The 13,707-nt window shown below is 41.6% G+C and carries 16 protein-coding genes and 1 pseudogene; 16 read left to right on the forward strand and 1 reads right to left on the reverse strand.

Annotated elements, in window-relative coordinates; genetic code table 11:
* The 7 genes and pseudogenes from qcrB (at position 1) to ACQKMF_RS06000 (ending at position 4,844) form a co-directional block, all read left to right on the forward strand.
* Positions 1–675, forward strand: a complete 675-nt coding sequence (gene qcrB, locus ACQKMF_RS05970) for a menaquinol-cytochrome c reductase cytochrome b subunit (RefSeq protein WP_034307974.1) — start codon at positions 1–3, stop codon at positions 673–675.
* 56 nt (positions 676–731) lie between these two features.
* Complete coding sequence (locus tag ACQKMF_RS05975; protein ID WP_402938142.1) at positions 732–1,499, forward strand: menaquinol-cytochrome c reductase cytochrome b/c subunit; 768 nt, start codon at positions 732–734, stop codon at positions 1,497–1,499.
* A gap of 177 nt (positions 1,500–1,676) precedes the next feature.
* The gene (locus ACQKMF_RS05980; protein WP_101222409.1) at positions 1,677–2,273 is read left to right on the forward strand and encodes a DUF1405 domain-containing protein; all 597 of its coding nucleotides are present in this window, start codon (positions 1,677–1,679) and stop codon (positions 2,271–2,273) included.
* Positions 2,274–2,391: 118 nt separating this feature from the next.
* Positions 2,392–3,177: a sporulation protein YpjB gene (ypjB, locus tag ACQKMF_RS05985; protein ID WP_101222408.1), complete on the forward strand. Its 786-nt coding sequence runs from the start codon at positions 2,392–2,394 to the stop codon at positions 3,175–3,177.
* Positions 3,178–3,262: 85 nt separating this feature from the next.
* A complete protein-coding gene (locus ACQKMF_RS05990; protein WP_402938138.1) occupies positions 3,263–3,937 on the forward strand; it encodes a zinc metallopeptidase in 675 nt (224 codons plus the stop codon).
* 116 nt (positions 3,938–4,053) lie between these two features.
* Positions 4,054–4,206: pseudogene (locus tag ACQKMF_RS05995) on the forward strand (IS1595 family transposase); the annotation flags it as partial.
* Between the two features lie 143 nt (positions 4,207–4,349).
* Positions 4,350–4,844 (forward strand): DinB family protein, encoded by a 495-nt coding sequence (locus ACQKMF_RS06000; RefSeq protein WP_427572138.1) that lies wholly within the window; start codon positions 4,350–4,352, stop codon positions 4,842–4,844.
* Between the two features lie 199 nt (positions 4,845–5,043).
* On the opposite strand, the gene ACQKMF_RS06005 is transcribed toward ACQKMF_RS06000, so the two are convergent.
* Positions 5,044–5,916, reverse strand: a complete 873-nt coding sequence (locus ACQKMF_RS06005; protein WP_101222405.1) for a YitT family protein — start codon at positions 5,914–5,916, stop codon at positions 5,044–5,046.
* Between the two features lie 167 nt (positions 5,917–6,083).
* On the opposite strand from ACQKMF_RS06005, the gene ACQKMF_RS06010 reads away from it, so the two are divergent.
* The 9 genes from ACQKMF_RS06010 (at position 6,084) to panC (ending at position 13,704) form a co-directional block, all read left to right on the forward strand.
* Positions 6,084–6,443 (forward strand): nucleotide pyrophosphohydrolase, encoded by a 360-nt coding sequence (locus ACQKMF_RS06010; RefSeq protein ID WP_101223448.1) that lies wholly within the window; start codon positions 6,084–6,086, stop codon positions 6,441–6,443.
* Complete coding sequence (gene dapB, locus ACQKMF_RS06015; protein ID WP_101222404.1) at positions 6,436–7,236, forward strand: 4-hydroxy-tetrahydrodipicolinate reductase; 801 nt, start codon at positions 6,436–6,438, stop codon at positions 7,234–7,236. Before ACQKMF_RS06010 ends, dapB begins: the two co-directional genes overlap by 8 nt.
* Before the next feature lie 18 nt (positions 7,237–7,254).
* The gene (locus tag ACQKMF_RS06020) at positions 7,255–7,680 is read left to right on the forward strand and encodes a methylglyoxal synthase (RefSeq protein ID WP_101222403.1); all 426 of its coding nucleotides are present in this window, start codon (positions 7,255–7,257) and stop codon (positions 7,678–7,680) included.
* Complete coding sequence (bshB1, locus tag ACQKMF_RS06025) at positions 7,664–8,377, forward strand: bacillithiol biosynthesis deacetylase BshB1 (protein ID WP_427572142.1); 714 nt, start codon at positions 7,664–7,666, stop codon at positions 8,375–8,377. Before ACQKMF_RS06020 ends, bshB1 begins: the two co-directional genes overlap by 17 nt.
* Positions 8,378–8,381: 4 nt before the next feature.
* Positions 8,382–9,521, forward strand: a complete 1,140-nt coding sequence (gene bshA, locus ACQKMF_RS06030; protein WP_402938124.1) for an N-acetyl-alpha-D-glucosaminyl L-malate synthase BshA — start codon at positions 8,382–8,384, stop codon at positions 9,519–9,521.
* 13 nt (positions 9,522–9,534) lie between these two features.
* A complete protein-coding gene (locus ACQKMF_RS06035; protein WP_427572144.1) occupies positions 9,535–10,719 on the forward strand; it encodes a CCA tRNA nucleotidyltransferase in 1,185 nt (394 codons plus the stop codon).
* Positions 10,704–11,684, forward strand: coding sequence for a biotin--[acetyl-CoA-carboxylase] ligase (locus tag ACQKMF_RS06040; protein WP_230176946.1), 981 nt, complete (start codon positions 10,704–10,706; stop codon positions 11,682–11,684). Before ACQKMF_RS06035 ends, ACQKMF_RS06040 begins: the two co-directional genes overlap by 16 nt.
* Before the next feature lie 338 nt (positions 11,685–12,022).
* Positions 12,023–12,859 (forward strand): 3-methyl-2-oxobutanoate hydroxymethyltransferase, encoded by an 837-nt coding sequence (gene panB, locus ACQKMF_RS06045; RefSeq protein ID WP_402938118.1) that lies wholly within the window; start codon positions 12,023–12,025, stop codon positions 12,857–12,859.
* Entirely contained in the window at positions 12,856–13,704 is an 849-nt protein-coding gene (gene panC / locus ACQKMF_RS06050) for a pantoate--beta-alanine ligase (RefSeq protein WP_402938115.1), read from the forward strand. The genes panB and panC overlap by 4 nt, the downstream gene beginning before the upstream one ends.
* Positions 13,705–13,707 lie beyond the last annotated feature (3 nt).

Raw genomic sequence — 13,707 nt, forward strand, 5'->3', positions numbered from 1 at the left:
TTGCTAACAAAGTTATATGACTGGGTGGACGAGCGTTTAGATATTACGCCGTTATGGCGGGATATTGCTGACCATGAGGTTCCTGAACATGTTAACCCCGCACATCATTTTTCTGCATTCGTATATTGTTTTGGTGGGTTAACTTTCTTTATTACGGTCATCCAAATCTTGTCAGGCATGTTCTTGACGATGTACTATGTCCCGGACATTAAAAACGCTTGGGAATCTGTTTATTATTTACAAAATGAAGTTGCCTTCGGTCAAATTGTCCGTGGTATGCATCACTGGGGAGCAAGTCTAGTTATCGTTATGATGTTTTTACATACTCTTCGTGTCTTCTTCCAGGGAGCTTACAAAAAACCGCGTGAATTGAACTGGATGGTCGGCGTATTGATTTTCTTCATTATGCTGGCGCTAGGCTTGACTGGTTATTTATTGCCATGGGATATGAAAGCGCTATTCGCAACGAAAGTTACTTTGACAATTGTCGAATCGGTACCGTTAATGGGACCGGCACTCAAGACTTTGATAGCAGGAGATCCAACAATCGTTGGTGCACAGACATTGACACGATTCTTTGCGATTCATGTATTCTTCCTGCCAGCAGCATTATTTGCTTTACTAGCGGCTCATTTCCTGATGATCCGAAAACAAGGTATTTCAGGTCCGCTATAAAAGAATGGTGAACCAAAAACCAAAAAAACCTTTTCATAAAGGAGGGGAATTGTTCAATGCATCGTGGGAAAGGTATGAAATTCGTAGGTGACTCGCGTATCTCCGCGGACCGTAAACCGAATATTCCGAAAGATTATTCAGAATATCCTGGGAAAACTGAAGCATTTTGGCCTAATTTCCTTTTAAAAGAATGGATGGTAGGAGCCGTATTTCTTGTAGGTTATCTTTGCCTGACAATTGCACATCCTTCACCATTGGAAAGGATAGCAGATCCTACAGATACAGGGTATATTCCGCTGCCGGACTGGTATTTCCTATTCCTTTACCAATTACTTAAGTATACCTATGCTTCAGGTCCTTATAACGCAATCGGGTCCATGGTAATACCTGGTTTGGCTTTCGGGGCATTGCTCTTGGCACCTTTTCTAGATCGTGGTCCAGAGCGGAGCCCGGCGAAACGTCCTTTTGCTGTAGGCTTCATGCTATTGGCAATGGCCGGCGTTTTCTATTTAACATGGGAGTCCGCAGCCCATCACGATTGGGAAGCCTCCAAGAAGCAAGGAGCAATCGTGGAAGGTGCAGATATTGATAAAGAGAGCGATGGGTATAAATTGATGGATTCTAATGGCTGTATTAGCTGTCATGGAGCAGAATTAACTGGTGGAGCAGGAGCGCCAAGCTTAATTGACACTGGCTTGAGCCCAGAAGAAATCTCTAAAATCGCAGTCAAAGGCCAAGGCAATATGCCAGCTGGCATGTTCAAAGGTACAGATGAAGAATTGGCAACATTAGCTGAATTTGTATCTGGTTTATCGGCAAAATAATATATCCATCCACAGCATTTTCTTTCATATGCTGCAAATGAAGCTGACGACTACGGTTGTCGGCTTTTTTATTGGTAAATTGAAGTGTAAATGAGAAGAAATTGAAATGAATGCTTGGTTTTCTGGTTGATGGCCTGTAAAATGAGAATACATGAGAATGTTAGTGAGGGTAAAAGAATGAATGTTATCTACAGTTGGCTTGCAAATCGGCAAATGCTCGTTTTGTTATTAATAATAAATATATTCGGAACTGCCTATGGATATTATTGGTATGGCAGTCAATTGGAAAACACTCCTGCGATTTTTTTGGCATTTGTACCAGACAGTCCGACAGCTAGCCTGTTTTTTGTTTTTGTTTTATTGGGGTTCCTGTTAAGAAGGAATTTTGGACTTATTGAAGCCTTGGCGATAATGACACTATTCAAATATGGCATATGGGCAGTTGCAATGAATTTGATGACCCTCGTGACAACAGGTTCATTGCCTTGGGAAGGTTATATGTTAATGGCTTCTCATTTGGGGATGGCGATTCAAGGGGTATTATATGCACCGTTTTATCGAATAAAACCCTGGCATTTGATAGTTGCAGGGATTTGGACCATACATAATGACATAATCGACTATGTTTTTGAAATGATGCCAATATACCGTGATTTATTGGTGTATATGGACTCGATAGGTTATTTCACTTTTTGGCTCAGCATACTTTCCATTTTTGTCGGCTGGTTCTTTGGATATAGGAAAAAGCGGTTCACCCTGTCCTTCATCTCTTAAAAATCAACACTAAATACAGCTTTGTAAAAGCATGGTTAACTTTTTTATGTTGAACGAGGTCTACTCATGTTTTTTCTTTCATATCGTTTTAGTAGAGATATGAGGAGGGACGAGTAGCATGTTGAAAAAATTCATATTAACCATTGCTGTTTTATTTGTCGTCTTACATTTCCCTGTCTATGCAGAATCCTCTTCAAGTTTGGAGCAATTAGATGACATTTCCGATAGAGCCTTGGAAATGACCAAGTTGAAGCGATATGGAGATTCGGAAAAGATGCTGACGTTTTTTTCTGACCGGTTTTTAAAAGATACAGCGAAAGAGCAGATCCTTGACATGGACGAACTTCGAATTATCACTGTAGCTCATAATGAGGCGTTGATGACAATAAAGGATATGAACAAGGGAGATTCCGAAAAGGTTAATTCTGTTACAAAGTTCCGGCTTGTTGTTGATGCGGTCAAGTCCACTCATCAGCCACTTTGGACAGAGATGGAGGATCAAATGATGAATTCTTTCCAGCAGACAAAGAATGCCGCCATCAAACAAGACACAATTACATTCAATAGCCAATTGAACTTATTCCTATCACAATATGAAATGATATATCCAAGCTTGAAAGTCGACCTTTCAAAAGAAACGATGCAGCAACTGGACACGAGGATTCAATACATCAACCAATACCGCCCGGAGGTAATCAGTGATGGAGATAATCAAGAGGAACTGGATGCGTTGCAAAACGAACTAACCTCCATTTTTGATGATATGGGTGAGGATGATGCAGATCCTTCCCTTTGGTGGGTCATCATTTCGACAGGCTCAATTATTATCATGACGCTTTCTTATGTAGGCTGGAGAAAATATAAAGGTGATAGGGAAAAACCAAGGAAAGAGCATAATGATTAAAAAGACACGGGTAGAGAACACTATATTTGACAGGGTTGCCTTCAATCCATAGAATTAAGGGTAATAAGATTTATAGGAGGATTCCATGTATTTCATTTATTTGGCGATTATTATTTTAATCCCGATTTATGCACAAATGAAAGTGAAAAGCACGTATAAAAAATATTCAAAGGTATCGGCCTCTTCCGGAATGAATGGTGCTGAGACGGCTCGTGCCATTTTGGATCAAAATGGATTGTTCAATGTCAGGGTCGAAGAGACACCTGGAATGCTTTCGGACCATTATGACCCAAGGGACAAAACGGTGCGTTTATCAACGGATAACTATCACGGCCATTCAGTTGCCGGCGTAGCTGTTGCAGCCCATGAAGTGGGACATGCGATTCAAGATAAAGAAGCATATGCTTTCTTGCGTTTCCGCCATGCATTAGTACCGGTAGCTAATTTTGGCTCTAACATATCTTGGATTTTGATTTTAATCGGGATGCTAGCTTCAATTCCTAATTTGCTTTTGGCGGGTATCGTATTTATGTCAGCTGCTGTATTGTTCCAAGTGATAACACTGCCGGTTGAATTCAATGCTTCTTCTAGGGCTATGGATCAACTCGTTTCCGCTGGGGTCATCCGGAATGATGAAGAACGGGAAACGAAAAAAGTATTAAGTGCTGCTGCGATGACCTATGTTGCTGCCGCTCTTGTAGCCGTACTGGAATTAGTTCGTCTTCTGCTTATGTATACAGGAATGAGGGAAGAAGATTAATTTGAAAAAGGACTCCATCTTGGGATGGGGTCCTTTTCATTTGGCTTTGTTAAAGAATAATGTTGTTATTTGATTTGATCGAATGGTCGTTAAGTAATGATGATGTAGCGACTTAATATCTAGACCATTTTTTGAGCTGGTTCCAATTCTTAGACACCATCAAACATATAAAAGATAACTTTACGAAAACCAAAATGGTTTTAGACAGTTGTTCTTTCTCACTTAACATAACTTATGATAAACTAATATTATCAGAATTTTCCAAATAACGGAGCGTTCATTGTTCCGTTAAAGGGCCAGTTTAATTGAACAAGGAATTGGCATGACACCGTGAGCTATCTACAACACGCCGCAAATGAATTTTGACCAAAGGGATTATCTATTAAAGGGGTTAAATTGGAGGGAATAGAAAATGGATGTAAAGACACTTTTGCTACAACAATGGGCAAGCTGCTTAGATGAAGAAGACTGGTTTCCACCACTTGAAAAAGTGCTAGAGGATATTACTTTTGAACAGGCAATTTGGAAACCAGCTGATGTGGCAATGAATTCCATTTGGGAATTAGTTTGTCATTTACTTTTCTATGAAAAGAGATTTCTGATGCGATTTCTTGGTGATACAGCGAATGAACCACAGGCAGAAAATAATGATTCTACATTTCGATTACCAACTGAGACGTTAGAAAATTGGAAGGAAACAAAACAAGAATACTTTTATGTTCATCGTGAACTTGGAAAAATACTAGCAAAATCAGAACATGAAGATTTGTATAGACAGATCCCAGGAGAAGATAATTCATTAGTGCTTGAACTGAAGAGTTTAGCAATGCACGACGCATATCATATTGGGCAAATTGTATTCCTTAGTAAAATGCAAGGAGCTTGGCCAGAGAAACGCAGCTTTTAAAAAAGCTTCATTAGCTTTACGGTTATTCCATTATAGGGGGCTTTAATGGAATAAGAATGGGAACGTCCAAATCGGACGTTCCCATTCTTATTCCTGAAAAACAACAACAATACTACTTAACAAAGCCTTTCATTTTAAAGAGTTTTTGCTGCACATTGCTAATAAAATGCAGTAAGACAGGGCAACATTAATCAATGGATTACCTTTCAATGGGGTTCTTGTTCTCATCAAGGGTAAAGCCCTCACCCAATACATCATGAACTTCACTTACTGATACAAATGCATGAGGGTCCACCGATGTTATGGCATTTTTTAAGCGGACTAACTCATTTTTCCCGACAACACAATAGAGTACTTCCCGGTCATTGCGTGTAAAGGATCCATATCCCCTTAATACAGTTACGCCCCGCTCCATATCATTCATGATTTTTTCTGCAATTTCCATGTTTTTATCACTAATGATCATTGCACCTCTAGCAGCATAGGCTCCTTCTTGCATAAAGTCGATTACTCTGGCACCTATAAATACGGCAACGAGGGTATACATCGCTTCACGGTAATCCAGGTAGGTAAGGATGGACAGGCTAATGACGACTGCATCAAAGATGAACATCGTACGTCCCATGCCCATTCCTAAGTAACGGTGGGCAAAACGGGCAATGATATCCACTCCGCCTGTTGTCCCGCCGTAACGAAAGATGATGCCCAGCCCGACACCAACAGAGACCCCGGCGAACAATGCGACCAGCATCAAATCGTTTCCGAGGTCGATTTCGATTTCGTATCTCTCGAAAACCCATAGCCAAACGGAGAGGCCAACCGTTCCGATAATCGTATAAAAGAAAGAAGTGCGCCCTAAATATTTCCACCCTATTAAAAATAAGGGAATATTCAAAATCAAATTAGAATAAGAAGGATTTATCCCGATAAGTTGATATATAATCAATGTGAGACCGGTGAATCCGCCTTCGGCCAAGTTGTTCTGCATGTTAAAATGCACAAGGCCAAAGGCGAAGATTCCAGCCCCAAAAAGGATGAAGATGATATTTTTCAATTTTAAGCCCAAAAGCATGTCCTATACCTCCAAAGGTTTACATTTCATTAATTTACTTATTATAACTAATTAACCAACTATGGGCAATTTTGATTCGTGAACGTATCTGTTGTCATCTGTTTCACTTTTAGCTAACATGGAGAAGGTATGATGTTTGAAAACGAAATTCAAGAATGGGTGACTATATGGAAAACCATAAGACGATTCAACAAATGCAAGCGGAAGTCGACCAATACATAGGACAATTTAAAGAAGGATATTTCAGCCCTCTGGCCATGCTGGCCCGTATGTCTGAAGAACTTGGGGAGTTGGCTAGGGAAGTCAATCATTACCATGGTGAAAAACCAAAGAAGGCAACAGAAGAAGAGAATACGATTGAAGCGGAATTGGGGGACATGCTTTTTGTGTTGATTTGTTTTGCCAATTCTTTAGGGATCGACCTTCAAAATTCGCATGATTTGGTCATGAAAAAGTTCACAACCCGTGATAAAGATAGATGGACAAGAAAAGAAGGAAAAATGGAGGAGGAAGGTAAAGATGAGTAAAGTTAAAGTGATTGTAGCTGGTCCACGTGGCAGAATGGGTAATGAAGCGGTGAAGCTTGTACATAGGACAGAAGGGTTTGAATTGGCAGCTGTCATAGATCGCAAGCATAACGGGGAAAGCCTCTCCGCAATAGAAGGTTTTCACGGTATTGAAGCACCTGTTTTTTCTGATATAAATGAATGCTTTTCTTCCGTAAAGGCGGATGTATTGATTGATTTGACCACACCGGAAGTGGGGATGCTTCATACCGAAACGGCACTTAATCATGGCATCCGCCCTGTAGTGGGAACGACTGGTTTTACTAAGGAAGATTTAACGAAGCTGGATTCATTAACAAAAGAAAAGGGCATTGGTTGCATCATCGCGCCAAACTTTGCAATTGGAGCCATTTTGATGATGAAGTTTTCCCAAATGGCCGCAAAATACTTCCCGGATGTGGAAATCATAGAAATGCACCATGATCAAAAACTGGATGCACCTTCTGGAACTGCTTCAAAAACGGCAGACATGATTGCAGCAGTACGTGAAACGAAACAACAGGGGCACCCTAATGAAAAAGAAACCATCCAGGGGGCAAGAGGCGCAAATGTAGATGGCATGCATATCCACAGTGTCCGGCTACCTGGATTGGTTGCCCATCAACAGGTGCTTTTCGGAAGTGATGGAGAGTTATTGACGGTTCGGCATGATTCCTTTAATCGAGCTTCCTTCATGTCAGGAGTCAAACTTGCTGTCGATACTGTCATGAAATTGGATGTTCTGGTATACGGCCTGGAAAATATTATTGAATAGGGATCAGGAGGGTTTACGATGAAAATTGCCTTAATTGCCCATGATATGAAAAAAGAAGATATCATTCAATTTGTAACAGCCTATAAAGATGTATTTGAGCAGCATGAATTATATGCTACAGGAACGACCGGGAAAAGAATCATGGAAGAAGTATCGCTGCCTGTCCATCGTTTTCATTCAGGACCTCTTGGAGGGGATCAGGAAATAGGTGCGATGATCGCGCGTGGAGAAATGGACATGGTCCTATTTTTCCGCGATCCATTGACATCACAGCCACATGAACCTGATGTATCGGCGCTTATACGCCTATCAGATGTTTATGAAATTCCCTTGGCGACAAATATGGGCACGGCAGAAGTGCTGATACAAGGTTTGAAGCATGGGTATATGGACTGGCTAAAACTACGGAAAAAACAAGGTGAGATAAATGATAAACAAAAGTAACATAGATATTCTGGCTTTTGGCGCACATGCGGATGATGTTGAAATCGGTATGGGTGGCACGATCGCCAAATATGCGCAACAAGGCAGGGAAATTGTCATTTGTGATTTGACAAAAGCTGAAATGTCTTCCAATGGAACCGTTCCATTGCGTCAGGAGGAAGCACATAAGGCTGCTGAAATCCTTGGGGTGAAGAGGATTTCCCTTGATTTACCCGACCGGGGCCTATACATGAAAGCGGAATACATAAATCAAATCATTACGGTCATTCGCCAATATAAGCCTGCACTTGTATTTGCACCATTTTTGGAAGATCGCCATCCCGATCATGGTAACTGTGCCAAATTAGTGGAGGAAGCAGTTTTTTCGGCAGGAGTAAGAAAGTATATGGAAGAAGCAGGAATGGATTCTCATCGTGTCCAAAATATGTACTATTATATGATCAATGGGTTTCACAAACCGGACATCGTCGTGGACATCAGTTCCACAATATCGAAAAAACTGGATAGCCTTAGGGCATATCGCAGCCAATTCGAAGAAAGTCAAGTATCTGTAGAAACACCGCTGGTTAATGGCTATATCGAGACTGTCGAGGCACGGGAGCGGATGTTCGGTAAAGAAGTGGGTGTCGCCTATGCGGAGGGATTCATGACTAAAAAACCGTTACTGATCGATGCCGACTTGTTAGGAGAAAAATAATCTTATGAAATTAAAAATTGGAATTACCTGTTACCCTACAGTTGGGGGTTCTGGTGTCGTAGCAACTGAATTAGGCAAGATGCTTGCAGAAAAAGGACATGAGATACATTTCATTTCTTCAAGCCTCCCTTTTCGCTTGAATAAGATGTACTGTAATATTTTTTATCACCAAGTTGAAGTGAACTCGTATTCTGTCTTTCAATATCCACCATATGACCTGGCGCTTGCGAGCAAGATAGCGGATGTCGTAAAACGGGAGAAATTAGATATTCTCCACGTTCATTATGCAATTCCCCATGCTGTATGTGCAATCCTTGCAAAGCAGATGTCAGGTAATGAAGTAAAGATCGTAACCACACTGCATGGTACGGACATAACCGTATTAGGCCATGATCCCTCATTGACCAATTTGATAAAATTCGGGATAGAGCAATCGGATGTCGTTACAGGAGTATCTAATTCCCTTGTTCAGCAAACGCACGAATTAATCGCACCGGATAAGGAAATCAAAACCGTTTATAATTTTATTGATGAAAGAGATTACCATAAATCCAATTCCCATTACCTTAAGGATGAATACGGAATCAGTGAAGATGAAAAAGTGATCATACATGTTTCGAATTTCCGTTCGGTCAAACGAGTGAAAGACGTCATCCAAGCTTTTTATCTAACTCAAAAGAAAATGCCTGCAAAGCTTCTGCTCGTAGGGGACGGTCCGGAAGTGACAACCGTTTTGAAATTGGCTAATGATCTTGGAATCGATGATTCGGTCTTGTTTCTTGGTAAGCAGGATAACCTTGCCGAATTATATTCAATCAGTGATTTGATATTCCTGTTATCGGAAAAAGAGAGTTTCGGACTTGTGCTACTCGAGGCGATGGCATGTGGAGTTCCTTGTATAGGGACAAATATCGGGGGAATTCCTGAAGTCATCGTTGACGGGGAGACTGGTTATATTTGTGAATTGGGAGATGTCAAAATGGTTGCTGAAAAAGCGATTGGACTTTTAAGCGACCCGGTTTTACATAAACGCTTTTCTGAAGCTGCGCTGGAAAGGGCCAATACTGAATTTCACAGTGATACGATTATGGCTGAGTATGAAGCCATCTACATTCAAGCACTTGAAGGTAAATCCATCGAATAGGGAGGGGATGCTGATGGATCGGTTATTCTTAAAATCAGTACCCATTCTGGAATTGATTGAAGAAGCAGGATACGAGGCTTATTTCGTTGGCGGCTCTGTAAGGGATTATATCCTTGGCAGACCCATTAACGATGTGGACATAGCGACTTCCGCAACACCCCAGGAAATCAAAAGGATTTTTCCTAATACGGCTGATATCGGGATTGACCACGGAACAGTGCTCGTCATAACGGATACGGGTACATACGAAATTACGACGTTTAGAACGGAAAGCGGGTATTCGGACTTTCGCAGACCCGATGCTGTACAATTTGTCCGTTCTTTGACTGAGGATTTGCAAAGAAGAGATTTTACGATGAATGCAATGGCAATGGATAAGACCGGTAAAATCATCGATCCATTTAATGGTAAGCGAGATTTGGCTGAAAAAAGGATCATCACGGTTGGCAACCCGCATGAAAGGTTTCATGAGGATGCATTGAGAATGATGCGTGCATTAAGATTCATCAGTCAACTTGATTTTGAACTGGATCAAGAAACCTTTGATTCCCTTAAAGAAAACGCCCAGATCATCAGTGAAATTGCTGTCGAAAGAATCCTGGTTGAATTTGAGAAACTATTGGCAGGCTCGAATAAGTTAAGGGCTTTTTCACTCTTGCTGGAAAGCGGTTTATATCAATACCTGCCTCTATTCTCCAGTAAAAAGGAACATTTAATGGAATTACTGAACCTGCCGCTTCATCAACTGAAGGCGGCAGAAATATGGTCTATAATCATGGTTCACACAAAAGATCAGGAAATGGAAGAGGCTTTAAGGGAATGGAAGCTGCCATTGAAAAGCATAAGAAACGTTCAACGTACGATACAGCTAGTGAAGAAAGAAGATCCATCAGCCATCGATGTATTTCAGGCAGGGCATGACGTAACTGTACAAGCTGCAAAAGTCAGGGCGGCGATGACTGGCGGGAATGTATCGGATGCGGAGGAGAATGCACATCAAAGCTATAATGGACTTATTATTAAACAAATGTCGGATCTTGCCGTTACGGGAACGGATTTATTGAATTGGAAACAAGAAAAGCCAGGTCCATGGGTCAAGGAATACTTGGGAAAAGTATTGAAAGCTGTCTTGAATGAAGAATTAAGAAATGATAAAGAAGAAATAAAGAGGTGGCTGGTGAAATGCAATCTGAGTTAAGAACAATGCTGATGGAAGCCCTCTCAAAAGCGGATGGTGCGTTTATATCCGGTCAGGAAATTGCTGAATACATTGGCTGTTCGCGCACAGCTGTCTGGAAGCATATAGAAGACCTGCGCAGTGAAGGGTATAATGTTGAGGCCGTAAGGAAAAAAGGCTACCGGATCATATCAGCGCCGGAAAAAGTGTCCGAGAGCGAAATACAGCTTGGCTTGGAAACAAAAACGATCGGCAAGCTGATCCACTATCAGGAAACTGTAGAATCCACGCAAAAAATTGCGCATCAACTCGCAAATGAAGGCGTTCAGGAGGGGACCCTCGTCGTTGCCGAGGAGCAGATATCCGGAAAAGGAAGGCTAATGAGATCTTGGCATTCTCCAAAATTCAGCGGCATATGGATGAGTCTCATCTTGAGGCCGAAAATCCCTATTCATGAGGCTCCACAGCTTACATTATTGGCCGCGGTCGCTGTTGCTCAGGCTATAGAGGATACCACTGATTTGAAGCCGCAAATAAAGTGGCCGAATGATATTTTGGTGAATCGCAAGAAAGTGGTGGGCATCCTTACAGAGATGCAGGCGGAATCAGATAGGATCCATTCTGTCATTATCGGAATTGGAATGAATATCAATCAGCAATTGGAGGATTTTCCTGAAGATCTGCAGGAAAAGGCGTCTTCCCTTCTCATAGAAAGTGGAGTGACGGTTTCAAGGTCCAAGGTCATTCAACGAGCATTGTTTCGTCTGGAAAATTTGTACGAACTCTATTTAGATCAGGGCTTCATGCCAATAAAGGATTTATGGGAGAGTTATGCGATCAGTCTTGGACAGGTAATCAAAGCGAGTACCGTTAATGACACGATTGTCGGAAAAGCGTTGGGCATAACGGATTCAGGCGTTTTACTTCTTGAAGACGGCAAAGGAACCGTACATTCGATATATTCTGCAGATATTGAAATTCAGTAGATTTTTGTCAAATTCGTGAAAATTAAATAGAAATTTTCAATTTGGCTTGATATAATGCAAGTGGGCAGTATCATGTGAACTGCACCCCCATAAATACCAAATTATTTGAAAATCTGCCTTGATCCAGAGAACTGGACGGGGACGGAGGGATGAAACTTCTGATGAAACAAAGGGATTGACTAAAAGATGAGTCTGTTTATTGATCGAATTGTGGCTTTTTCAGCCATTTTTCGTAGCGAAACAGATACTTTTTTAGTCAGTCCTTTTTTTGCGGATGAATGTATAGACACCAGTTTTCGCTGATGTTTTCATCTCCTCCATCAAAAGGAGGAAACGTAATGAAATTATCCGGAGATTTTTTGAAAATGAAACAAAATCAAGAGAAGGTTGTCATGCTGACGGCTTATGATTACCCGTCAGCAAAGTTAGCCGAACAATCAGGTGTAGACATGATTTTAGTCGGAGATTCTTTAGGAATGGTCGTATTGGGATATGATTCAACGATTCCAGTTACGGTGAATGACATGATCCATCATACAAAGGCAGTAAAACGCGGGGCACCAAATACATTTGTCGTAACGGATATGCCATTTATGAGCTATCACCTATCTATGGATGAAACACTCAAGAATGCAGCCCGGATCATGCAGGAAGGTCATGCGGATGCCGTAAAGCTTGAGGGAGCGGATGATGTTGTTGAAAAAATATCAGCATTGACCAAGGCGGGCATCCCGGTTGTAGCCCATCTTGGCTTGACTCCTCAATCAGTCGGCGTTCTGGGCGGATATAAAGTACAAGGAAAAGATGCCGAAAGTGCAGCACAGCTCTTGGAAGATGCGAGAAAGTGTGAAGCTGCGGGGGCGATGGCAGTAGTCTTAGAATGTGTTCCATATCAAGTGGGGGAACTCGTCACACGGAACCTTGACATTCCAACCATTGGAATTGGGGCAGGAGCTGAAACGGATGGTCAAGTCCTCGTTTACCATGATGTCATCAAGTACGGGGTAGACCGGCTGGCGAAATTCGTAAAAGTTTATGGAGATGCAAATGAACTGATTGGCCAATCGCTTACAAGCTTCGTGAATGAAGTGAAAACTAAAGTTTTTCCGTCGGAGAAACATACATTCACGATGAAGGAAGAACAACTTTCCGAACTTTACGGAGGGAAAAGATGAAAACATTTACATCAGCAGCTGCTTTGCAATTGGCACTTAGAGAGGAAAAAAACAATAACAAAAGCATTGGCTATGTAGCGACAATGGGATTTTTACATGAGGGGCATGCAACCCTTTTGGAAAAGGCGCGCAAAGAAAATGACATTGTGGTATTAAGTATTTTTGTCAATCCGACGCAATTTGGACCCAATGAGGATTTTGAAACATATCCGCGGGATTTGGAACGGGATGAAAAAGTCGCAGCCAATGGCGGAGTTGATTATCTCTTCTATCCAACTGTCCACGAAATGTATGGTGAAGAACCATCTGTAAAAGTTGTTGTCCAAAGCAGGACGGATGTTTTATGCGGCAGACAAAGGCCCGGACACTTTGATGGTGTTGCGACAGTCTTAACGAAATTCTTCAATATCATCCTTCCTGATAGAGCTTACTTTGGTAAGAAGGATGCCCAGCAGGTCGCCGTGATAGATGGACTGATCAAAGACTTCAATTTCCCTATCCAGCTTATTGCAGTGGAAACTGTACGTGAAGAAGATGGGTTAGCGAAGAGCTCGCGAAATGTGAACCTATCAGTTCAGGAGCGCTTGGAGGCTAAAGAGCTGTACCAAAGTTTATTGAAGGCCAAAGAGGCGGTTGAATCCGGTGAAAGAAATGCAGCAACCGTCACGGCTCTAGTAAGTGAACATATTGGTGCCCACACAAGTGGAGTGATCGACTATATTGAAGTCTATCAATACCCGGAACTTAAACCGCTTGAATCGCTGGCTGGAAACATCATCATTGCAATGGCTGTAAAGTTCAAGCATGCAAGACTAATTGATAATATCACTTTAAATGTAGAATAATTC

Source organism: Peribacillus sp. NPDC101480, assembly GCF_050277335.1.
Lineage (GTDB): Bacteria > Bacillota > Bacilli > Bacillales > DSM-1321 > Peribacillus.

What these genes read in the sequence shown, in the direction of transcription:
- ACQKMF_RS05975 (WP_402938142.1), top strand. Translation starts at nt 732, where the DNA reads ATGCATCGTGGGAAAGGTATGAAATTCGTAGGTGACTCGCGTATCTCC.
- ACQKMF_RS05980 (WP_101222409.1), top strand. Translation starts at nt 1,677, where the DNA reads ATGAATGTTATCTACAGTTGGCTTGCAAATCGGCAAATGCTCGTTTTG.
- ypjB (WP_101222408.1), top strand. Translation starts at nt 2,392, where the DNA reads ATGTTGAAAAAATTCATATTAACCATTGCTGTTTTATTTGTCGTCTTA.
- ACQKMF_RS05990 (WP_402938138.1), top strand. Translation starts at nt 3,263, where the DNA reads ATGTATTTCATTTATTTGGCGATTATTATTTTAATCCCGATTTATGCA.
- ACQKMF_RS06000 (WP_427572138.1), top strand. Translation starts at nt 4,350, where the DNA reads ATGGATGTAAAGACACTTTTGCTACAACAATGGGCAAGCTGCTTAGAT.
- ACQKMF_RS06005 (WP_101222405.1), bottom strand. Translation starts at nt 5,916, where the DNA reads ATGCTTTTGGGCTTAAAATTGAAAAATATCATCTTCATCCTTTTTGGG.
- ACQKMF_RS06010 (WP_101223448.1), top strand. Translation starts at nt 6,084, where the DNA reads ATGGAAAACCATAAGACGATTCAACAAATGCAAGCGGAAGTCGACCAA.
- dapB (WP_101222404.1), top strand. Translation starts at nt 6,436, where the DNA reads ATGAGTAAAGTTAAAGTGATTGTAGCTGGTCCACGTGGCAGAATGGGT.
- ACQKMF_RS06020 (WP_101222403.1), top strand. Translation starts at nt 7,255, where the DNA reads ATGAAAATTGCCTTAATTGCCCATGATATGAAAAAAGAAGATATCATT.
- bshB1 (WP_427572142.1), top strand. Translation starts at nt 7,664, where the DNA reads ATGATAAACAAAAGTAACATAGATATTCTGGCTTTTGGCGCACATGCG.
- bshA (WP_402938124.1), top strand. Translation starts at nt 8,382, where the DNA reads ATGAAATTAAAAATTGGAATTACCTGTTACCCTACAGTTGGGGGTTCT.
- ACQKMF_RS06035 (WP_427572144.1), top strand. Translation starts at nt 9,535, where the DNA reads ATGGATCGGTTATTCTTAAAATCAGTACCCATTCTGGAATTGATTGAA.
- ACQKMF_RS06040 (WP_230176946.1), top strand. Translation starts at nt 10,704, where the DNA reads ATGCAATCTGAGTTAAGAACAATGCTGATGGAAGCCCTCTCAAAAGCG.
- panB (WP_402938118.1), top strand. Translation starts at nt 12,023, where the DNA reads ATGAAATTATCCGGAGATTTTTTGAAAATGAAACAAAATCAAGAGAAG.
- panC (WP_402938115.1), top strand. Translation starts at nt 12,856, where the DNA reads ATGAAAACATTTACATCAGCAGCTGCTTTGCAATTGGCACTTAGAGAG.